The sequence below is a fragment of the Streptomyces sp. NPDC005266 genome, from assembly GCF_040607655.1.
In the GTDB taxonomy this organism is placed as follows: Bacteria; Actinomycetota; Actinomycetes; order Streptomycetales; family Streptomycetaceae; genus Streptomyces.
The window spans coordinates 124,475-146,409 of record NZ_JBEXHC010000010.1; the positions used below are offsets into that span (position 1 = coordinate 124,475).

General features: G+C 73.2%; 15 protein-coding genes. 13 read left to right on the forward strand and 2 right to left on the reverse strand.

The genetic code is table 11. The features are described 5' to 3' along the window. The 13 genes from ABZU99_RS20115 to ABZU99_RS20175 are packed head-to-tail and all read left to right on the forward strand — an operon-like array spanning position 1 to position 17,392. Positions 1–1,182 (forward strand): type IV secretion protein Rhs, encoded by a 1,182-nt coding sequence (locus ABZU99_RS20115; protein WP_355944279.1) that lies wholly within the window; start codon positions 1–3, stop codon positions 1,180–1,182. A gap of 2 nt (positions 1,183–1,184) precedes the next feature. After that, positions 1,185–1,880 (forward strand): phage baseplate assembly protein V, encoded by a 696-nt coding sequence (locus ABZU99_RS20120; RefSeq protein WP_355944281.1) that lies wholly within the window; start codon positions 1,185–1,187, stop codon positions 1,878–1,880. Then, the gene (locus ABZU99_RS20125; RefSeq protein WP_355944283.1) at positions 1,877–2,299 is read left to right on the forward strand and encodes a GPW/gp25 family protein; all 423 of its coding nucleotides are present in this window, start codon (positions 1,877–1,879) and stop codon (positions 2,297–2,299) included. Before ABZU99_RS20120 ends, ABZU99_RS20125 begins: the two co-directional genes overlap by 4 nt. Further along, positions 2,296–4,245: a baseplate J/gp47 family protein gene (locus tag ABZU99_RS20130; RefSeq protein WP_356046127.1), complete on the forward strand. Its 1,950-nt coding sequence runs from the start codon at positions 2,296–2,298 to the stop codon at positions 4,243–4,245. Before ABZU99_RS20125 ends, ABZU99_RS20130 begins: the two co-directional genes overlap by 4 nt. After that, on the forward strand, positions 4,242–6,299 hold the full coding sequence (locus tag ABZU99_RS20135; protein ID WP_356046129.1) for a putative baseplate assembly protein: 2,058 nt from the start codon (positions 4,242–4,244) through the stop codon (positions 6,297–6,299). Before ABZU99_RS20130 ends, ABZU99_RS20135 begins: the two co-directional genes overlap by 4 nt. Beyond that, on the forward strand, positions 6,296–8,341 hold the full coding sequence (locus ABZU99_RS20140) for a phage tail protein (protein WP_356046131.1): 2,046 nt from the start codon (positions 6,296–6,298) through the stop codon (positions 8,339–8,341). The genes ABZU99_RS20135 and ABZU99_RS20140 overlap by 4 nt, the downstream gene beginning before the upstream one ends. 12 nt (positions 8,342–8,353) lie before the next feature. Continuing rightward, entirely contained in the window at positions 8,354–9,592 is a 1,239-nt protein-coding gene (locus ABZU99_RS20145) for a hypothetical protein (RefSeq protein ID WP_356046133.1), read from the forward strand. A gap of 2 nt (positions 9,593–9,594) precedes the next feature. Continuing rightward, the gene (locus ABZU99_RS20150; RefSeq protein ID WP_355944293.1) at positions 9,595–11,568 is read left to right on the forward strand and encodes a hypothetical protein; all 1,974 of its coding nucleotides are present in this window, start codon (positions 9,595–9,597) and stop codon (positions 11,566–11,568) included. Continuing rightward, positions 11,565–12,701 carry a hypothetical protein gene (locus tag ABZU99_RS20155; protein ID WP_355944295.1) on the forward strand — a complete coding sequence of 379 codons (1,137 nt, stop codon included), beginning with the start codon at positions 11,565–11,567 and terminating at the stop codon, positions 12,699–12,701. The genes ABZU99_RS20150 and ABZU99_RS20155 overlap by 4 nt, the downstream gene beginning before the upstream one ends. A gap of 2 nt (positions 12,702–12,703) precedes the next feature. After that, complete coding sequence (locus ABZU99_RS20160; RefSeq protein ID WP_356227913.1) at positions 12,704–13,234, forward strand: hypothetical protein; 531 nt, start codon at positions 12,704–12,706, stop codon at positions 13,232–13,234. Then, complete coding sequence (locus ABZU99_RS20165) at positions 13,231–15,018, forward strand: hypothetical protein (protein ID WP_356046137.1); 1,788 nt, start codon at positions 13,231–13,233, stop codon at positions 15,016–15,018. Before ABZU99_RS20160 ends, ABZU99_RS20165 begins: the two co-directional genes overlap by 4 nt. A gap of 5 nt (positions 15,019–15,023) precedes the next feature. Then, a complete protein-coding gene (locus tag ABZU99_RS20170; protein ID WP_356046138.1) occupies positions 15,024–17,126 on the forward strand; it encodes an ATP-binding protein in 2,103 nt (700 codons plus the stop codon). Positions 17,127–17,131: 5 nt separating this feature from the next. Beyond that, complete coding sequence (locus ABZU99_RS20175) at positions 17,132–17,392, forward strand: hypothetical protein (protein ID WP_355944303.1); 261 nt, start codon at positions 17,132–17,134, stop codon at positions 17,390–17,392. Between the two features lie 35 nt (positions 17,393–17,427). Here ABZU99_RS20175 and ABZU99_RS20180 read toward each other — a convergent pair whose 3' ends face one another. Next, a complete protein-coding gene (locus ABZU99_RS20180) occupies positions 17,428–18,381 on the reverse strand; it encodes a hypothetical protein (RefSeq protein WP_355944305.1) in 954 nt (317 codons plus the stop codon). Next, on the reverse strand, positions 18,381–21,794 hold the full coding sequence (locus ABZU99_RS20185; RefSeq protein WP_356046139.1) for an HPC2 multi-domain protein: 3,414 nt from the start codon (positions 21,792–21,794) through the stop codon (positions 18,381–18,383). Before ABZU99_RS20185 ends, ABZU99_RS20180 begins: the two co-directional genes overlap by 1 nt. Positions 21,795–21,935 lie beyond the last annotated feature (141 nt).

The following is a 21,935-nucleotide window of genomic DNA, read 5'->3' on the forward strand; positions in this document are numbered from 1 at the left end:
ATGACCACCCCCACACCCGAGGTCGCGTCGCCCGACCGGTACGCGCCCGAGTTCGAGGTGCGCATCGAGGGCCTGGAGATGGACCCGTCCACCAAGAACGACATCATCGACATCAAGGTGAACCGGGACCTCGACGAGATGTCCGGCTTCGACCTCACACTGAACAACTGGGACGACGCCCATCTGCGGTTCAAGCACAGCGACTCGCCGCGCTTCCGGCTCGGCGGCCGGGTCTCGGTCCGGCTCGGCTACGCCGAGAAGCTGCTCACCGTCGCCACCGGGACCATCTCCACGCTCAGCCCGAAGTTCACCGAGGGGGCGTCGCCCACCGTCCAGGTCAGCGGCGTGGACGGGCTGCTGCGGCTCAAGGACCGTAAGCCCACCGAGAACGAGACCAAGATCTACCGCAATCTGCCCGACTGGCGGATCGCCGAGCAGATCGCCCAGCGCAACCACCTGCGCATCGAGGTCACCAGGGAAGGGCCCACACATGACCGGGTGGTGCAGAAGAACCAGGACGACGCGACGTTCCTGCTGGAGCGGGCCAAGCGGCTCGACTTCGACTGCTACATCCTGCCGGACCCGAAGACCGGCGAGGACACGCTGTACTTCACCAAGCCGACCGACGGCCGCGACGGCCGCCCGATCCGGGTGTACCGGCTGGCGTACGCACCGGGGCTGAGCACCGGCCCGACCGGCCAACCCCAGGGGCTGATCCCCAACCTGATGGAGTTCACCCCGACGCTGACGGTGTCCCAGCAGGTCAGCAAGGTGACCGTGCGCGGCTGGGATCCCCGTACCAAACAGCCGATCGCGTTCACCGCCACCGCCGAGAACCTGCCGGCGGGGCAGAACGCGGCCGACGGGCAGAGCGGGCCCCAGGTCGCCGAGTCCACCCTGCAGGGCCGCCAGGAGGTCATGGTCGACGCGCCGGTCGGCAGCGACCAGGAGGCCCGCGAACTGGCGATCAGCCTGCTGCGCGAGCGCGCCTACGAGTTCATCACCGCGACCGGCAAGGTGGCGGGCCTGCCCGAGCTGCGGCCCGGCGACAACCTGGAGATCTACGGCCTCGGCCGCCGCTTCTCCGGTACCTACTTCGTCAAACGGGTCGAGCACACCCTGAACACCAGCGGGTTCTTCACCCAGTTCACCGCTCGGCGGATCCACCAGGGGGACCAGTGACCATGAGGGGCACGCCACGCGCCCGCTCCACCGACAAGCGCTACTACGGCGTCGTCGAAGCGCTCGTCGTGGAGAACGAGGGCGACGACGAGGGCCAGGTCAAGGTGAAGTTCCCCTGGTTCGACGACACCACGGTCACCGACTGGATCCGGGTCAGCCAGCTGTACGCGGGCAACGGCTACGGCTCGGTCTTCGTTCCCGAGAAGGGCGACGAGGTGCTCGTCGCCTTCGTCCACGGGGACATGCGGTACCCGATCGTGCTCGGCGGCCTCTACAACGGCGAGGACAAGCCGCCGACCGCCCGCACCGAAGGCCGCGACCAGAAGATGATCCGGACCCGGCACGGCCACGAAGTGCTCCTCGACGACACGCGGTCCAAGGCCGTCGTACGGATCACGTCCGCCGCCGGGCACGTGGTGGAGCTGGACGACCAGGGCAAGGCCGTCCGGATCACCGCGGCCGAGGGCGGCAGCGTCACCGTGACCGCACAGGGCGAGATCACCCTCAAGGCGTCGAAGCTGACGGTCGATTCCCCCTCCATCGACCTCGGCGGCGGCGCCACCGAACCGCTCGTGCTCGGCAACGCGCTGCTCCAGGCGTTCAACACGCACACCCACCCCTCCGCCGCCGGGCCGACCGGCCCGCCGACCCCGCCGCTCACCCCCGCCGTGCTGGCCAAGAAGGCGAGGACGGCATGAGCGAGGAGTTCCTCGGGGCCGGCTGGCGGTTCCCGATCCTGCCCGACGCGTCCGGGCGGCTCGGGTACGCCGTCGGCGAGGAGAGCATCGAGCACTGTCTGCGGGCGCTGCTGCTCACCGGCACCGGCGAGCGGGTCATGCGGCCCGAACTGGGCACCCGCGCACAGGAGTTGGTGTTCGCGCCCGGCAGCGTGCAGAACCTGCGCGACCTGGAGCACTCGATCGCCGCCGCCGTCCGTGACCACGAGCCGCGGGTGGAACTGGAGGAGGTCCGCGCGGAGGCCGACCCGGCCGACGAGTCGCGGATCACCGTCTCGGTCGTCTACCGCATCCGGCGCAGCAACACCAAGGCGAACCTGGTCTTCCCGTTCTACACCGGACTCACGGGTCTCACGGGTCCCACGGGGACGACGCCATGACCCTGCCCGCGCCCAAGCTGGACGATCTGACCTGGGCCGACATGATGGCGGCCATCCGCCGGCGGATCCCCGCCGAGTCGGACGGCACCTGGACGCTGCACGCGCCCGTCGACCCCGGGGTCACCCTCCTCGAACTCTTCGCCTACCTCCTCGAGCAGCGGCTGTACTGGCTCGACCAGGTGCCGGACGCGCTCGTGGTCGCCGTCCTGAGGCTGCTCGGCCTACAACCGCCGCGTCCCGCCCGCCCCGCCGCCACCGTGCTGCGCGTCGCCGCCCGGCAGGAGGACACCGCTGTGCCGGTCGTCACCGCAGGGACGGCGCTGACCCGGGACCCCACGGGGCAGGTCGTCTTCACCCTCGACGACGACGTGGCCGTCCTCCCGCTCGCCGAGGGCGGTGAGGTGACCGTGTGGACCGACCGTGACCGTACGGCGGATCTGCGGGCCCGTCGCGGCATCGCGCTGCTGGCGAGCGACGGCGCCCCGGCACAGGTCCGGTTCACCCTGCCGCTCACCGGAGCGCACCTTGCGCCCGGGCCGATCGGTCTGCTCGTCGAACTGGAGGCGCCCGCCGCGTCCGCGCCGTCGTGGCTGCCCGGGGCGGTCGCCGATGTGCCGCCTCCCGCGGAGCTGACCTGGTCCTGGTTCCGGCCGGGCACGGACGTGACCGGCGGGTTCGAGAAGGTCGAGGACGGCACGGCAGGGCTCAGGCGGTCCGGGGTGGTCCGGCTGCACCCCCCGGCCGGCTGGTCCACGCGGGACACCGGGCTCCTGGTGTCGACCCCGGCCGCCACGTACGCGGCCCCGCCCCGCCTCCTCCAACTCGCCGTCAACGTGTCCGCCGCGCACCACCGCCGGCACCGCACCGCGCGCGGCGCCGACCTCCAGGAGCAGCTCGACGCGTGGCTCAGGCTGCCCGGCCAGCACCTGGTCCTGCCGGACGCCGCCGACCGCCTCCTGGAGGCGACCCTGCGCCTGGCGGGTCAGGACTGGCAGCCGGTGCCGGACTTCACCTTCGGCGCGCCCGCCGACCGGATCTTCGTGCTCGACCGGGCCGAGGGCGCGCTGGTGTTCGGCGACGGACTCACCGGGCGCATCCCCCGCCCGGACCCGGATGCGCACATCGCGTACGTGACCGGTGGCGGCCGGTCCGGCAACGGCGGCATGACCGGCAACTGGCTGGTGGCCGGGGACGCTCCGGGTCCGCCGGGAGCGGTCGCGGCCGCCAACCTCGTACGGGCCGAAGGAGGCGCGGACCCGGAGACGATCATCGAGGCGCGCCGGCGCGCGGCCGCGTCCCTGGGGGAGGTGACCCGCGCGGTCACCGCCGAGGACTTCGTCACCCTGGCCCGTACGACACCGGGCGTCGCCGTCGCCCGCGCGTACCCGTCCCTCGGCGAGCACCCCGGCTTCCCGTGCTCCACGGTGCCCGGCGCGGTGACCGTCCGCATCGTCCCGGCGGCACCCCGGGACGACCTCGCCCGCGAGGACTTCGTCGCCGCTCCGCTCCCCGACCCGGGCATGCTGTGCGCGGTCGCCGCCCGCCTGGAACAGGCGCGGCTGCTCACCTCCGAGGTCTTCGTCCGGGCCCCCCGCTACCGCGAGGTGACGCTGCGCGTCGCCCTGACGGGCGACCCGGCCGACCGCACCCGCGTGTCCACCGTGCTCACCGCGGCGCTGCGCCGCTTCCTCGACCCGCTGGTGGGCGGTGAGGAGCGGGACGGCTGGCCGTTCGGGCAGCCGCTGCGGCCCTCGGCCCTGCTGCGCGCCGCGCGGCGGGCGCTGGGGGACCTCGCGGACGTCGCCGCCGTGGCGATCGGCCTCGACGGAGCCGACGCGGACGAGGACTGCGGCGAGGTGCCGCTCGGCGCCGGGGAACTTCCCGTGCTGCGCGCGGTCCGCACCCGGATCGTGCCCGCCGCCGAACCGGGGGAGGGGCTGGCATGACCGACGAGGTGTGGTGGGAGAAGGACGCCCGGGAACGGGAGAGGGCGGACGGACGGATCGTGCGCGGTCCCGGACCGACCGGCACGCAGCCCGAACTGGTCGACGCGACCCGCGAGGCGGTCCGCGCCGGCGTACGCGGCCGGATCGCGGGCTACACCCCGGACTGGACCGACCCCGACCGCCAGGACGCCGGCGTCGCGCTCGTCCGCCTCTTCGGCACCCAGGCCGAACCCGTACTCGCCCGCGTCAACCGGCTGCCGGAGAAGGTGCTGGCCGAACACCTGGCGACGGCGGGCGTGCGACGGCGCCCGGCCGGCGCGGCGACCGCGCTCCTGGAGTTCACCGTGAACCCGCCGGACGGCGCCTCCGTGCTCATCCCGGCCGGGTTCCAGAGCGCGGCCTCTACTCCGGCGGGGCAGGTCGTCTACGAGACCGACCAGGACCTGTACGCGACACCGGCCACCCTTGGGGCCCTCGCCGTCCAGGAGGCCGGACGGCTCGAGACACTGCCGCTGGGGCCGTCCGGCCCCAGCCGTCCCTTCGCGCCCTTCGGCCGGGATCCAAATCCCGGCGACGGGCTGTGGATCGGACTCGCCGGGCCGGCCGGCCCCTACCCGCGGCTGTCCCTGGGCTTCGTGGTCGTCGCCGCTCCTCCCGCGCCCGCGGGCTCCGGCGGGGCGGCGCCCCTGCCGCTGCCGCCCGCGCCGCTGCTGCGCTGGGACGTGCTGGACGGCACCCGGCTCGTACCCGCCGAGCTGATGCGGGACTCCACGGCCGGTCTCACCGCGAGCGGGACCGTCGAGCTGAGGGTCCCGCGCTCGTGGGAGCCGGGCAGTCCGCCCGGCACCCGGCCCCGGCCCCGGCTGCGCTGGCTGCGCCTGCGGATCGCGCACGGCGCCTTCGCCGGACCGGCGCCGGTGCTGTCCGGACTGCGGCTGAACGTGGTCGCCGCCACCGCCGCCCGCACCATCCGGGACGAGCCGTTGCAGCCCGTCCAGGACCCCGCGGCGACCGGGCGGCGGCGCATGACCCTCAGCCAGGTGCCCATCCTCGCCGGATCGGTGGTCATCGAGGTCGACGACGACGCGGGCGGCGATGTGTTCGGCACCACGGCCAACACCTCGTCCCGGTGGCGGGAGGTGGAGAGCCTGGCCGGGTACGGCGCCGACGACCGGGTGTTCACCGTGGACCACGACCGCGGCGAAGTGACCTTCGGGGACGGCGTCAACGGCGCGGCCGTCCCGCTCGGTTTCCGCAACGTCCGCGCCGTGCGCTACCGCGTGGGCGGCGGCAGCGCCGGCGCCGTACCGGCGGGTGCCGTGGGCGGGGTGGTGACCGCGCTGCCGTTCGTCACCGGCGTCAACAACCCCTTCCCGGCCTCCGGCGGGACGGACGCCGAGCCCGACGCCGACGCCATGCGTCGCGGGGTCGGCGAACTGCGGGCCCGCGGCCGGGCCGTGGCCCCGGCCGACTACGGCCGGCTGGCCGTCCGCGCGCCCGGTGCGTCGGTGGCCCGCGCCCGGGGCGTGCCCGGCCTGCACCCCGACTTCGCCGGGGTGCCGATCCCCGGCGTCGTGGGAGTCCTCGTCGTACCGCCCGTACCGCCGGGCGACGACGCGAGCGAACCCCCGGTCCCCACCGCCGCGACCCTGCGCGCCGTCGCCGACTTCCTGTCGCGCGAAGCCGCCCCCGCCGGGGTAACGGTGGTGGCCGCCCCCGCGCCGTACCGCCGTGTCGCGGTGGAGTCCTGGGTCACCCTCGATCCGGACCTCGACCGGGCCGCGGTGCTGGCCCGGGCGGGCGACGCGGTGCGCACCTACCTGGATCCGCTGCGCGGCGGGGAGGACGGCGCGGGCTGGCCGTTCGGTGGGGCGCTGCGCCACACGGCACTGGTCCGACGGCTTCTGGCGGTCGACGGGGTGCTTGCCGTCACCCGGCTCTCGCTCACCGTCGACGGGGTGCGCCGGCCGCCTTGCACCGACCACGCCCTCCCGCCCCACACCCTCGTCTGGCCGGAGCGCCCGCTGCTGATCCCGGTAGGAGACCCGCCATGACGTGCACACCACACCCCGCGACCTTCCGTCTCCTGGACGCGTACGTCGGCTGGGACGAGCAGGAGGCGCACGGCATCGTCGGCTTCGACGACGCGGCCGGCCTCCGGCTCGCCTACCGCGGCCCCGCGCCGGAAGGGCCCACCAGGGCGGCACTGCTGCCGTGGTTCCCCGACCCCCGCCTCGCGCCGGGGTGCGGGCCGTGCGCCTGGTATCTGCTCGTCCCGGACGAGCGGCGGCTGCTGCGCCGCGACGTCTGCAGCGGCGCCTTCGCCCCCCTGTGGCCGCCCGGCCGCGACTCCGGCCCGCTGTGCGAGCCGGTCTCCGTCGCGGCTCGCGGCCACCGGCTGGCCGTGGTGGAGTCCGACCGGGTCCTGGTGTGGCGCCGCGAGGGCGAACAACTCGCCGGGGTGATCCGGGCCGAGCGGCCGCGATGGGCCGCCCCGACCCTCGGCGACGAGGTCCTGGTGGCCTGTCAGGGCAGCACGGAACTGCGGCGGTTCGACTCCACGGGCGGCTTCCGCGGCGTGCTCCGCACCGGCGCGCGCGGCGAGGTCATCGGCCTGCGCACCGGGCCGGAGCGGACCGTGTGGCTGCTCACCGACGACGGTGGACGGCTCAGGATCCACCGGGGCGGTCACCGTGGCCCCTTCCGTACCGTCACCGTGGACGAGCTGGCCGCGGCCCTGCCGCCGTCAGCGCTCACCTCGGCGGACGAGGACGGGTTCTGCCTGAGCGAGAAGGGCCCGGATGGCCCCGCGACCACCTGTTACACCTGGCAGGGCCTGCCCCGGGACCCCGCGCCGCCGGCCACCGGCACATACGTGGCCGGCGGGTCGTACGTCACCACCCTGATCGACAGCGGCGTCTCGCGGTGCCGCTGGCACCGCGTACGCGTGGACGCCGACGTGCCCGCCGGGACGGCGGTCGCCGTCGGGATCGTGGTCAGCGAGGACGGCCGGTACGAGGAGAGCGACTGGCAGGCGTCGGCTGCGGGAGCCACGGACTTCCTCGTCGACCAGCCGCCCGGCCGCTTCCTGCGGCTGCGGCTGCGGCTGTCTGGCGACGGCGGTGCGACTCCGGTCGTACGCCGGATCCGGCTGGACTTCCCCCGGGTCACCAGCGCCGACCTGCTGCCGCCCGCCTTCCGCCAGGACCCCGCGGCCGACGACTTCACCGAGCGCTTCCTGTCGCTGTTCGACGCCACGCTGGCCCAGCTCGACCGGGTGATCGAGCGATATCCGGCGCTCCTCGACCCGGCCGGCGTCCCGGACCGGGTGCTGCCGTGGCTGGCCGGTCTGCTGGGCCTGTCCTTCGAGGCGGGCTGGGACGCCTCCACCCGGCGCGCGCTGCTGGCCGCGGCACCGCAGCTCTACCGGCGCCGGGGCACGCCGTGGGCGCTGCGGGAGGCGGTGCGCCTGGTGTTCGGGGTGGCCCCGGTCATCGACGAGCTGGCGACGGACCGCCGCTGGGCGCACCTGCGCGAGGCCGTCGGCGGCTTGGGAACGGCACAGGCACAGGGCCAGGGCCAAGGGCCGGGACAGGGCCAGGGCCAAGGGCCGGGACAGGGGCAGGGCCAAGGGCCGGGACAGGGGCAGGGTCCGGGCCAAGGGCTCGGCGCCGTGCGGCTGTTCGGCCGGTCGGCCAGCCGGTTCCGGGCCGGCGGATCGGCGCTGGGCACGGCGCCGCTGCGCGCGTTCGGCGTGCCGGACGGCGACCCGTTCACCACGCACGCACACCGGTTCCGGGTGCTCCTGCCCGTCGGATCGGCGGACGGGGCGGCGCTGCGGCGGCTGGTGGAGCGGCAGGCGCCCGCGCACACGGTGGGGTCGATACGGACCGGCGGCGCGGGGTTCGTGGTCGGTTCGCGGTCCACGGTCGGCGTGGACACCGGGTTCGCCCCGCTGCCGGCGCCCGTGCTGGGCGGCGCGCATCCCGTGCGGCTGAACCGCGACGGGGTGCTGAGGCCGGGACCGAGAGGGTCGCGGCCAGGAGTGGGCGTCGGAGTCGTCTCCGCCGTCGGTGTGCATACGCGAGTGTCGTGAGAGGACGGGGCGATGACCGGGACAGAGACACCGAGGACAGAGGGGTTCGACGCGCCACCGCTGCGCCGGCTGCGGTACTTCCACGGCCAGATGCTGGGCGCCCGGGACTTCCAGCGTGAGCAGGATTACCACCGCGAGAAGTTGCGACTGCGCATGCGCTGTCTGCTCGGCTACGGCGTGGTGTGCGGCCTGCACGTGGAACCGGCGCCGCGGGAGGAGGACGACTGCCCGCCGGACGCCGCCGAAGAGTCCGCGCGGCCCGAGGCGAGCGTGGAGGAGGGCGGTGCCGAGACCGAGCACACCAGGCGCCGGGCCAAGGCGAGGATCACCCCCGGTCTCGCCGTGGACTGCGCGGGCAACGAGGTCGTGGTGCGCGGCGGCTGCGTGATCGACCTGTGGAAGGCGCTGCCGCCGCACGAACGGGACACCGACACCGTCTGGGTCGGCATCGAGTACGCCGAGCGGCCCGTCGAGCCCACCCGCGCCGTCTACAACGACGCCTGCGCGGACACCTCGGACTGCGAATTCGGCTGGACGGAGGAGTGCTACAAGGTGCGGGTCACCGGGTGCGAGCCGCCGGTGGACGAGCGCTGTGACACCTGCTGCTCCGCTTGCGAGCACAAGGTGCTGTGGCTGGCCAGGATCGAGTGCGTGGACTGGTACGAGCCGGTGCGCCGCGACCAGATCCATATGAACGTACGCCGTCCGTTCGGCCGCCACCTGCCCACAGTGATCACCGGGATCAACTGGATCCACGGACACACCTACACCATCGACGAGGCCAAGGCCCTGCTCGGCACCCAGGACGAGGACGGCGGGCTCGTCGTGCGGTTCTCCGCCGACGTACGCTCCGACACCCTGCGGCCCGGCGTGGTGGAGGTGCAGGTGATCGAGGGCGGCAGCGGCCGCAACGCCTCGACCTGGTACATGGGCGGCACGTTCGCCGAACCGGACGCCGAGTGCGACGAGTTCACCCGGCAGTTCCGCTACCGCCAGACCACCCGCGAGACGCTGCAGGACGGCGACCGCGTACTGATCACCGTCCGTGCCGCGTTCATCCTCGACCGCTGCTGCCGCCCGGTCGACGGCACCCACGTCGGCGGACGCGTACCGACCATCGCCACCGACGCCACCCGGTCGGCGGCGCACGGCGGCTGCGACCTCCCGCCCTCGGGCATCGGGCCCTGGACGTCCGGCACCGGTGCGGGTGGGGACGTCTTCGAGAGCTGGTTCTTTGTGAAGGAGCGCTGATCATGCGAACCGACTGCGGATGCGGCTGCGGTGGCGACGCCACCCGGACCTCCGCCTTCGTACGTCCCCGCTTCTTCGCAGGGCAACTGCTCACCGAGGACGATCTCAGCCTGCTGGTCGAGTACACGACGGCGAAGAGCAGACTGCACAACCGGTCCCTGTACGGGCCGGGGGTCATCTGCGGCCTGGGCGTCACCTGCGATCCATGCGGCGGCGGAACCGTGGCGGTCCACCCCGGACACGCGCTGGACTGCGCCGGAAACGACATCGTGGTGCCCTGCACCGAACGGGTCGACGTACGGGCACTGGTGCGGGAGGGGCGCGTCAGCGCCCTCGGCGTGGACTGCGGGGAGGACTGCGACGAGGACGGCGGGCGCCGCTACGGGCTCTATGTGCGCTACCAGGAGCTCCCCGTCGAGCCGGTGGCACCGTACGCCACGGAGGAGCCCTGCCCCTCACCGGGCTGCGTGCCCTCCAGAATCCAGGAGGCGTTCCGCTTCGTCGTCAGGTGCGACGACTTCGAGGACCACCGCCACAACCCCGGCACCCGGCTCCTGGCGAGCCTCGGCGACCTGGCGGGGGCCGACCGGGCCCGCACCCGCGACCGGCGGCTCGGGCACTACGCCGACGCCCTGTTCGCCGCGTCACTCGGCACGGGCCGGACCTTCCGCCTGGACGCCGCCGACGCCCAGCGGTACGCCACCGCCCTCACCTGGCTGCGCGAGAACGCGGGCGGAGAGGGCCCCCCGGCCCCGCCGACCGCCTGCGAGATGACCGAGCAGGTACGCGCACTGGCCGCCGCCGTCGCCCGGTTCGACACCTACGACCCGGCCGGGCAGGACCAGCTCAGGAAGGACTACCCGGACCTCGCCACCGTGCGGGAGGCCCGCCGCGTCCTGGGCACGGCGTGCGAGCGGCTCAGCGGCGCCGACCTCGAAGCGGCGTGGCCGGACCCGCTGCGCCGTACGATCGCTCGCGCCGTCGTCACCGAGACCGCCGCCCGGGTCGTGCCGGAGCGGGGCGACCCGGACGCGCCGCTGGAAGTGCGCATGCTGGCCCAGGGCACCCCGCTCGCCCACGCGTTGCGGGTGGAGTTCCGCGCGGACATCGGCCTGGTCAGGGAGTGGCTGCTGTGCCGGCTGGACCAGGCCGCCGGCCTCGCCGACTGCGCGCTGCGCAAGGACGTCGCCGCCATCGACGTACCGCCCCTGCTGCCTCCCCCGCCGTCGGACAGCACCGAGAAGGCGACCATCGCGGAGGTGCGGCAGATCGCGGAAGCGGCCGCGGCACTGGGCACCGCGGTGCGCCGGTTCCTGACGGACGCGGCGTGCGCCACGCTGAACCCGCCGTGCGCCGCGTGCGCCGACACCGACGTTCTGCTCGCGCATCTGGAGCTGGACGGCTGCGATGTCGTACGGGTCTGCTCCGCCACCCGGGAGCAGGTGCTGCCGGGCGGATCGGCGTACGGCGAATGGCTGCCCAAGCTCTACCGGCTGCGCGAATTGGCCGAGCGCGTGTGCTGCCGGCCCCTGCCGCGCTACCAGAAGCCGACGCTCCCGACGGAAGGGCCGGTGCCGCGCCCCTACCCCGACGACCTCCTCGGTGACTGGCCGCGCACCGGCGCCCTGGAGGAGATGCTGTCCCTGCTGCTCACCCCCGCCCCCGGCGAGACACCGCCCAAGGCGCTGCACGAGCAGGTCTACACCACACCCAGTGAGGTGACCGACAGCATCCAGGAACTGGCCCGGCTCAGGGCGCAAGTGACCGACCTCACCGCCGCGTTGGAGGGGCTTCGGGGCGGACTGGGCAGAGCTCAGGCTCAGGTGTCCCAGGTGGCGGAGCAGCTGCCGGACCGGCTCGGCCCGCGCCTGGAGGAGCTCGAAGGCGCACCGAGGGAAGGCCCGGCCGAACCCTCCAGGCCACCGGCCAAGCGGTCCCGGTCCCCCCGTACGAACAAGCCCGGTGAGACGCCATGACGGGCCCGCTGCGCCCCGCCTTCCACGAGGGTCAGGTCCTGGCCGCCGCGGACCTGTCGGCCACGGTGGAGTACGCGCGCGGCCGGTCCGCCCGGTACGCGCGGCACCTGCACGAGTGGGGCATCGCCGAAGGGCTCGGCCTCGTCACCGAGCCCCGTACCGACCCGCTGACCAACGCCCGTCACGTCGAGGTGAGCGTGGAGCCGGGGATCGCCCTCGACGGGGCCGGCCGGGAGGTGGTCATCACCGAGCCGGTCGTGCTGCGTGAGAGCGACTTCGAGGAGGTCAACGGCGCGGACCAGCCGACGGACGAGCCCTACCCGGTCTTCCTCACCGCCGCTGACCGGGAACCGGCCCAGCTCCCCGGGCCGGTCTCCTGTTCCGGGAGCGCCACGAAGACCCGTGTGGAGGAGTCGTACCAGATCCTCTTCGGGCGTCTCGGCGACGAGCGGCTGGTCGCGGAGCAGCGGCCACCCGCGATCGGCGCTCCACCGGCCGACCCGCCCGCCCGCTGGCTCGTCCTGCTGGGCTACGTCCAGTGGACGGACGGCCACTTCAGCGGCGTCGTGACCACGGCGCGCGGCGTCGCGGCGCGCTTCGCGGGCGTGCGTGCGGACACCGTGTCCGCCCGGTCGGGCGCGCTGACCCTGCGGACGGGCCCGGAGACCCAGGAGGGCAAGCCGGCGCTCGTACTGTCCGGGGGCGAGGCGCCGAGCCTGGTCTTCGGCCTGTACCAGGGCGGCGGCGCGGTCGCTCCGCTGATGACCGTGGCGGCCAACGGCAACCTGACGATCGAGGGCAGCTTCAGCGGCCGGATGCCGGCCGGGAGCACCCAGGTGATCTCCGGGACCGCCACCGACGGGATGCTGCTGCCGCTGCCGTCCGGCATCACCGCGCAGCAGGTCGCCGACGGCCGGGTCGTCATCCATGTCCAGCTGACCCCGCACACCCCGCGCTTGACGGACGCGACGCTGTTCAGCCCGGTGGAGGCCACCGTGGACGGCGAGCGGCGGGTCCGATGCCGGGTGCGCCTGTACAACCCCCTGGTAACTCCGGCCCAGGTCGTCGAGGAGCCCGGGGCGGTCGACTTCCTCGTCGTGGCGACGGTCGCGGCATCGAACGGCGGTGGCTGATGATGGCGCTTTCCGTGGTGTACGCGGTCGAGACCGGCCACGTCGTGGGAGCGCTGGCCCTGACCGGCGCCGGCGCCCCGGCCGATGTGGCCGCACTCGTCGGACGCGCGCTGCCGCTGCGCGTCTCCCTGGGCGCGGGCCACGTCGCGGCCCTTCCGCTGAGCGCCAGGGAGCTCGCCGTGGCGGCCGTGGACGAGGAACCGGCTTCCCTCGCGGCGCCGCTGGCCTTCGGGGTCGAGGTGACGCCCGAGGGCAAACCCAAACCGGCGCTGGTGCGCCTCGCGTCGTGGACCGGCGGCATCGCGCTGGCCAAGGAGGGGATCACCGTCACCGTGAAGGTCCCCGCGGCCCGCCCCACCCCTGTGGTCGCCCTGGTCTCCGACGAGCAGGACACCCATGTGCTCGCCGGGGAGATCCCCGCCCAGCAGACCCAGGTGAAGCTGCCGGTGACCCTCGTCGGGGGGACCGTGCACGGTGTGCTGGTGCTGGCGGCCGGCTGGGCGGGCCGCCTGGAGAAGGCGACAGTGACGTGAGCGCGCCCACCGCGCCGACCGCCGGTGAGCCCGGCGAGCCCGGTGGGCCCGGCGAGATCACGGTGCACCGGTGCACCGTGACGGTGGTCCGGCGCGGTGGGTGGAGCTGGGGCCCCGACCCACGCGGCTTGGTGCGCCAGGTGGCCGATGCCCTGCCGGAGTTGCTGGCGGACCACTTCGCCGAGCGGCTGGCGGCCGACGGACCGGACGTGGAGATCACCGAACCGCTGACGGTCACCGTCCGTCCGGGCCGTCCGGGCCGGTCCGGACGGTCCGCGAGCGGCGGACTGCCCGTCGAGGTCCACTTCGCACCGGTGCCGATGGCGGAGATCCCCGTCGACGCGCCCGCCGCCGAGGCCGTGTCGTTCGAGGAGTCCTTCGCGGCGGAGCCGGACCCGTGGACCGCCCCGGGCGCCGCCGCGCTCTTCGCCGAACTCGCCGAGCGCGGCGAACTGGACGCGCTCCTCGCGCTGTTGCCGGACGAGTCGGTGCGGGCGTACCTGCTCGCCCTGCTCGGCGTCGACGACCAGGCGGGCGCCCGGCTGCTCGCCGAGCTCGTCGGGCGCGCCCTCGCGGCCGGGGCCGCGGGCTCGCTGCCCGAGCGTCTGCGCGCCGCGGTCGCGGGCGCCGACGCGGCGGACCTGACCGGGCTGCTCGCCGATTTCCTGGCGTCGGCCGACCGCGCGGAGGCGGTACGGCTGGGGCGGTCCCTGGCCGGCCCGCACGACCAGGTCGTCGAGGAGCCGCCCGGGGCAGTCGGCGGCGGCGCCGCCGCGGTGCGTACCGCCGACGAGGTACGGGTGTGGTCCGCGCTGCCCTTCCTGCTCGCCGGTCCACTGGCGCGCATCGGGTACCTCGACGCGATCGGGCCCGCCCTGGCCGGTGTAGAACTGGCCGAGGAAGCACCGCTGTTCGCCGCGGCCCTGGCGTACAAGGTGCTGGGCGTGACCGCAGGGGGCTGGCGCCGCGCCGAACGGGACGGCGAGGCCGCGGCCGCCTTCGCCGGTCTCCAGCCACCCATCGCCGAGGAGCGGCTGGCCGCCTTCACCCGCCAGGTGCGCCCCGCGCTCCCGGTCCTCGACGGTGTCCTGGCGCTCTCGGTGTGCCGCGGCCACGACCCCGCCGACCCGCTCTTGATCATCGGGGCCGACGACGGGCTGCTCCTCGTCGACGCCCAGGGCATGTTCCCGATCGCCTGGTCCGGGGAAGCCGCCGGGCTGCCGCCGTACTGGCAGGCGTGCGGGCGGCCGCCCGTGCTGCTCTGCGACGGACCCTTGCCCGCCGGTACCCTGCGCGAGCTGGCCGCGGCGGACGTGCCGTTCCTCACCGGCGTACGGCCGCTGCGCGGCGATCCGGTGGCGCGGCTGCCCTGGCGCACGCCGCTGTGGACCGCCGCGGGCGCGCGAGCGGACCTGCGCCTGGCCGCGGAACTGCCCGGCCACGCCGAGCGGTTCGCGGACCTGGTCACCGCCCTGGTCACCGAGCGCCGGGCGGTACCGCTCGCGCCGGACGGCGGCCTGGAGCGCACCGTCACCCTGGCCGCGGCGCTCGGCCTGTCCACGATCGCCTGGACGCTCTGGCGTGAGCGCGAGACACCGGATCCGCTGCTGGCCCTGAGCCGCTTCGCCGACCTGGAGGCCACGGTGCGGTTCGAGCCCGCGGCCGTCCGGGTACGGGTCCCGATGGGACGGCGCCACGCGGACCTGCTGCGCGGCGGCCTGCTCGCCGACGTGCCCGACGTGGTCTGGCTGGGCGGCCGGACCCTGACCTTCTCGGCCGGGTGAGACACATGGGCGAACCAGCGGTGGAGCACCTGCGGATCCGGCTGGCCGACGCGCACCGGGCGCTGCGCGCGGCCGTCGAGCGGCAGGCGCGTCTCGCGGCCCGGCTCACCAGGCCGGACCTCACGCCGTACTGCGTGACAGACGAACAGGTCGATGTGCTGCTCGGCGAGGTGCACGCCTTCACCGACACCATGGCCGAGCCGTACGCCCCCCGGCAGCCGGAGCCGGAAGCCGAGCGGGACCTGCGACGGCGCGCGTCCGCCCAGGGCACGACCCTGCCGCTGGACACCCTCGCCACCCGGTTCGGCCTGAGCCGCGCCGAGCAGGACGCGCTGCTCCTGGTGGCCGCGCCCGAACTGGACCGCGGTTACGAGCGGATCTACGCCTACATCGTGGACAACCTGAACCGGCGGCTGCCGAGCGTGGAGCTGCTGGTGGCGGTGGGCGCGGACAGCGCGGCGGCTCGCCTCGCCCTACGCCGCTCCCTCGGCCCGGCCGGGCCGCTGCGCCGCTACGGTCTGCTGCGCGCGCACGGCGAGGCCGCGGTCGAGCTCGCCCAGGAGCTGGTCCTCGGCCCCGGGGTGCTGGACTTCCTGCTGGGCTGGGGCGGCGACGTCGGGTTGGTCGGCCACGACCCCGGCGAAGTCGCGCCGCCGGAACCGCGCCTGCCGTCCCCGTATCTGTCCTCGGACCGGCTCACCCGGCTGGGCCGTGCGCTGGGCACCGGCGACATCAACCTGGCCGGGCTGTGGGGCTGCCCGCCCGACGGCCAGCTCGATGCCGTACAGGCGCTGGCCCGGGCCGCCGGAGCACCGCTGCGGACCCTGACCGCCGACCCCGAGGCCGACCTGCGGACGGCCGTCGTGTTAGGCGCGGTGCTGTGGGTCCCCACCGACGACCTGCACGGCGAGCCACAGCGGCCGCACGCCGAGGCGGTGTCCGCCGCGCTGGTGCGCTCGCGTGTGCCGGTGTGCCTGACCGGCCTGAAGCCCTGGCGTCCGGCGGGCCTGCTGGCCGCGCGCGCCTACGCCGAACTCACCGTTCCGGTACCGGGGTTCACCGACCGCCGGGCGATGTGGTCGGCCGCGCTCCCGGACCTGAACGCGACCCTCCTCGAAGACCTCGCCGTCCGGTACCGGATGAGCGGCGGCGAACTGCGCGCCGTGGCCTCGGTCGCGGAGGCCGGGGCACGCGTGGCCGGCAACGGGCATCCGGAGCCGGTCGCCGACCACGTCGAACCCGCCATCGCCACCGTCACCCGCGGACGCGGCGGCAGCGCCGTCCACTCGATCATGCCCCGGCGCACCGTCGACGACCTGGTCCTGCCCGACGTCCAGTTCCGCCAGATCCTGGAGATCGCCTCCGCCTTCCGCGCCTGGCCCCGGATCGCCGAGAGCTGGGGCTTCGCCCGCCGCTCGGCGCACGGCGGGGTCAAGGCGCTCTTCACCGGAGAGCCCGGAACCGGCAAGACCATGTCCGCCGAGATCGTCACCGGCATGCTCGGCCTGGAACTGCTCAAGGTGGACCTCGCCCAGGTCGTCTCCAAATGGGTGGGGGAGACGGAGAAGAACATGGAGACCGCGTTCCGGCAGGCCGAGGAGAGCCACGCGGTGCTGCTCTTCGACGAGGCCGACGCCCTGTTCGGCAAGCGCGGCGAGGTGAAGCACGGCACCGACCGCTACGCCAATCTGGAAGTCGGCTATCTGCTGCAACGCCTGGAAGAAAGCGACGGCCTGGTGATCCTGACCAGCAATCTGAAGGACAACATCGACCCGGCGTTCACCCGGCGCTTCCACTTCGTCGTCCACTTCCCCCGCCCGGCCGCCGCCGAACGCCGCAGACTGTGGCGCCTCGTCTTCCCCGAGGAGGCACCGCTGGCGCCCGACGTGGACCTGGACGCCCTGGCCCGCCTGGACATGACGGGCGCCGGCATCACCGCGGCGGCCCGCACGGCCGCCCTCGCCGCGGCGGACGGCGGCGGCGCCGCGATCGGCATGCGCCATGTCGTACGCGGCGTGGCGCGCCAGTTCCAGCGTGAGGCCCGCCTGCTCCGCCCGGCCGAACTGGGCCCACACGCCCATCTGCTCGACCACGCGTCCAAAGGGTGAAGCCGATGCTGCCCACCGAACCCCCGCTCTCCCTCCACCGCCTTATGGCCCCGGTCCCACCGGCACGCACCCAGGACACGGCGACGGCCACCCGCCAGGTACCGGCTCCGGCACCGGCCCCGGACAAACCGCCGTCCCCCTTCGAACACCCCCTGGTGGCGGGCCAGAATCAGGTGGGCAACGCGGCTGTGGCCAAAGCGATGGCGCGCCCGTCACCGCCGCCGGTGATCGTGGTGGCGAAGCAGAAGTCGGCTCATCAGCCCTGACGCCGGGCGGCCGCGGCCCCGCGCCGCGGCCGGCGTCAATCGACCGGCCACGCCAACAGCTTGCCGTCATCTCCGCCGCTGAGCAGGAGGGAGCCGTCGGGGCTGAAGGTCAGCGTGTTCACCCGGCCGGCGTGCTGCTGCCGGCTGTCTAGCAGTTCGCCGTCGGACAGCCGGTAGAGATTGATGTAGCCGAACAGCATGCCCATCGCGCAGTGCTCGCCATCCGGATGAAAAGCGACGGACCAGTGGTCATCGGCGTTCTCACCGAAGATGTCCGGCAGATGGGGCTCGGTCTCCCCGGATCGCCAGACGACGGTTCGTTTGGCATACGCGTCGACAGCGACGAGATATCTCCCGTCGGGGCCGAATTCGAGTCGGCGCAGTCGTTCCGGTGCGCCGGAGAGTGTGGCCGACGGGTCGGCACCGAGCAGTGGCTCTGCTCCGGCCAGCGGGTACAGCAGAACACTCGGGTCGCCGGAACCGCCCACCGCGAAAGCCCGCCTGTCCGGGCGGAAGGTGATCAGCGGGACCATGTTCGTGTGGCTCGGCGGTGGGGGCGCCGGCGGCTCCTGGCGCCAGACCAGCCTGTCCGCCGTGAGGTCCAAGATCTCGGTCCGCGTACCACTGCTGGCGAGCAGCGAGCCAGCCAGCTCGGCCCACAGGACGTGCCCTTCGACCGGCGTCGTCTGCGTGCCTTCGGTCACCGCGTCCACCACGACCAACTGCTGGGTTCGCATACCGGCCACGGCCAGCAGGCCGTGCTCCGAGCGGGTCAGTACGTTGCAGATGTCTCCGTGCGGGGTGAGCGGGCAGGGATCCGGCCCGGGGAGCGGGGACAGCCCCGGCAGGCTCCACCGGCTCAGCGCCGGATGCCGGTCGTCGGCCACTTGGCCCACGATCACGTCCGTGCCGTCCGAACCGACCGCGACGGCCATGATCGGGGCGTGATTCGCCAGGGCCACCGGAGTGGGGGGTGTGGCGAGCCTCATCAGGGGATTGGCCTTTCCTTCTCGTCGAGCAGCGGACGGCCGTCGATCCGCTTGGCGTTCGGGATCCCACCGTCCGCGAGCTCGCTGGTGAACGACTTCCCCAGATCCCGCTGCTTGTGGTAATGGTAGCCCCCGGCCTGGAGGCTGACGTTCTTCTTGTGAGTGATGAGCCGCCAGTTGCCGGTGTCCACCGTGGCGTTCCGGCGGTCGATGTCGCCCGTGTTGTATCCGATATTGGTCCAGTGCTGCGCCAGCGGCATGGGGTGGTGGTCGACGTCGTATGCGGTCTGCTCCACAAGCGCGGCTTTGAACTGTCCCTTGTCGAACAGGTCGAGCGCGTTTTCCGGCAGCTTGTACCGCTGGTCCAGCTTGACGAGCTGGGCACGGGCCTTCGGCGTCTGCCCCAAAGCCAGTGCTGTCCGCACAATCTCGACGAGGGTCTTCTTCTCCTTCGCTCGCCAGGCAGAGGACTGTGACTTCCAGCCGCTCCCCAGGACATAGAGCCGAGTACGGACGTCGTAACCGCGTGGCAGGCGGCGGGTGTCCGATGCCCGCACCTGGACGAACTGCTTCATGCTCGTGAGCTTGCTCAGCTCCCTGATCTGGTCGGCCAGGAGCTTTTCGATGGGCTGGTAGAGCTTCTGCTCCTTCTCGGCGAGCCATTGCCTGCTGAGCGCCTCGGCTTCCGCCGCGGTCTTGATCTTGCCCTTCGCCTTCCGCTTCTCAACCCTTTTCTTGACCGCCTTCTCGGCCGCCGCCTTGCCCGAAAGCCATCTCTTCTCCGCAGCTGACACGCGGACGAGTTGACTCTTGATGCCGGAGATGGCCGTCAGCGCCTTCGCTTTCTCGGGGTCGGGGAGCTTGTTCGCCTCGGCCTCCACCTTCGTCATCACGGACCGGATCTCACCGGCGAACGCACTCGCGATGGTGATCTTCAGGCCGGATCCGGAGGGATGGGCCGTAAGGGTATGGCGCTCCCCCGCAGCCATGGCGAAGGGCTTCGCGATGGTCTTTCCGGTGATCTTCTGGGCGATCCAGCTGAAGACGGCCGCCGCCTTTTCCTTGACCTTGGACCACGCCTTGCCGCTCCTTTCCTTGACCTTGGACCACGCCTTGCCGGTCTTGTCCTTGGCCTTGGACCACGCCTTGCTGCTCTTGATCTTGGTCCACACCTTCTTCACCAGGCCCACGATCTTGTCGATCACCCAGTCCACCGCCCGGTTCACGGGCTTGGTCATCGCCTGGACGATCTGCTTGACCCGGGCGGCGATCCCGCCCACGCCCAGGATCGCGGCCAGGACGCCCAGCAGGACCGGGATGGAGCGGGCCAGGGCGCGTTCGATCAGGCCCGGTACGCCGCCGCTGCCGCCTCTCGCGATCGAGATGACCGCGTCGAGCACGGCGCCCACGAACTCGAAGATCTGGCGCGCCTGGGTGACGATGAAGCGCACGATGTCGATGATCAGCTTCACCGCGCGGACGAACGCCGACGCCGGGTTGAGCAGCGAGATCACCCACATGATCCCGGCTTGGACGATCGTGGGCGTCACATACTCGATGACCTTGTCGAGGAGGTTCTTGCGCAGGTCGCCCACGCGCGTCTTGAGGTCCTCCCACATCCCCGCGACGCCCCGCTTGCGGACCTCCGCGACCAGCGGCACCGCGGTCTCGGCCGCCGCGATCGCCGGTTCCATCTTCGGGACCTTGCGGACGATCCGGGCGCGGATGTTCTGCCAGGTCAGCCCGAGCAGCGAGGCGAGCATCTTCAGGACGCCCTGCGCGTCGAACTTGGCCGGCAGCTGGATGCCCGCCTCGGCCGTCTTGCCCAGCAGCCAGGACAGGATGCCCTGTTGCAAATGCCGGCCGATGTTCTGGAGGAACTGCCGCAGACCGGCGCCGACGGCCGAGACCAGGTTGCGCAGAAAGCCGATCGGATCCTTGAGGATCAGCATGACGGCCTGCGCGGCCTTGGCGAGGACCGACAGCAGCAGCCGCTTCAGCTCCAGGATGGTGTTGATCACGGCCTTGACCGCGTCCACGGCCTTGGCCACCAGGCCCTTGTTCTTCTCCTTCTCCGCCGCGATCTCGTCGTCGACGGACTTGAGCGCATCGGTGTACTTGGTGGCCAGGGTGTCGACCAGCTGGGTGCCCTTGTCGTCCACGGACTGCGTGAGTTCGTCGAACTTGTCGGTGAACTCGGCGGCCGCCTGCTGCCCGATGGACCGCAGCTCGGCCGGGAGCTTCCGTACCGCGGCCTGCAACTCGGTCCGGCCCTGCGCGATGCGGCGCTTCGCGCGGTTCAGCTCCGCGCCGATGGTATCGGCGACATCGGAGATCACCTGGCGCATCCGGCGGACGTAGTTGTCGCGGGCCTCATCGAAGATCTTGTCGGCTTCGGCGGGCAGCCCGGCGAACAGGTCCCGGACCCAGCGCAGTTTGCCCATCGCGCCCGAGTACCGGCGGTCCTTGTACTCCTCCATCTTCCGCTTGTGCTCGGCGGTGAACGCGTCCCGCGCCGCCTTCTCGCCCCTGCCGAACTGGGCGTCGACCAGCTTGTCGAGGCCGCCGAGGATGGCCTCGACGTCCTTCTTCATCGTGTCGAAAACCCCTTGCAGGACCGCCGTGACCTGGGCCCGCTTCTCCTCGTCCCGGCCCTTCGCGCCGGTCTTGCCCGTGTCGACCCGCTGCCCGGCCCGTACCCGCAGGGCGCCCATCGAGGCCATGGCCGCGGTGCCGAGCCGCTTCGCCTGCGCGGTGGACGCGCGCAACTCGGTCGCCTCATGCTTGCGAAGCTTTCCGGGGGCTGTCGCGGAGTGCCGCTCGGCGGCCTTCTTCTCGCTCAACGCCTTACTGAACGTCGGCTCGTTGGACCGCTTCAACTGCGTCTCGGTGACGTTCGCCTCCGCCATCTGCCCGTCGACCCGTGCGGGACCGGAGGACATGTCGGTGGCGGACGGCGGCAGCTTGTCCGGCACAGCGTTCGCCGGATCAGGGGTGGCGGGGGCCCCGGGCGGCCGGTCGGCGGCCATCGGGACGACCTTCTTGGGCACCGCCGCGGAGGTGTCCGGCGGCGCCGCGGTCGTCGTGGCGATCTGCTCGGCCGAGTCCCGCTTTCCCTCGCCGACCTCGCCCTGCACTTCCGCGCGGACCTCGTCGGCCTTGCCGGAGTCGGCGAACTTGTCCGCCTCGTCGAGGTTCTTCGGCGCCTTCTCGGCGATCGCCTTCTCAACCGCTTTGATGAACGCGTCCTTGTCGAACTCCTTCGGCTTGGCCTCGTTCATCTCCTCGGCGTTGGCGGCCTTGCCCTGCGCCTCCTCGTCGTCCTTGGGCGGCCGGGCCGCATCCTGGGCAGCCCCTGACTCGGCCTGCGGGGTCGGGTGCGAGGCGGCCACCGACCGCCTCTTGCGCCGCACATCCTTCTTCAGCGCCGCGAACTTCGGATCCGCACCCGGACCGGGCCGTGCCTTCGGCCCCGGCCCGGCACCGGAGCCCCCAGCCGCGGGCGCCGCCTCGGCCCTGTCCGCCCCCGCTGCCGGTTCGGCCGCGGACGGCTG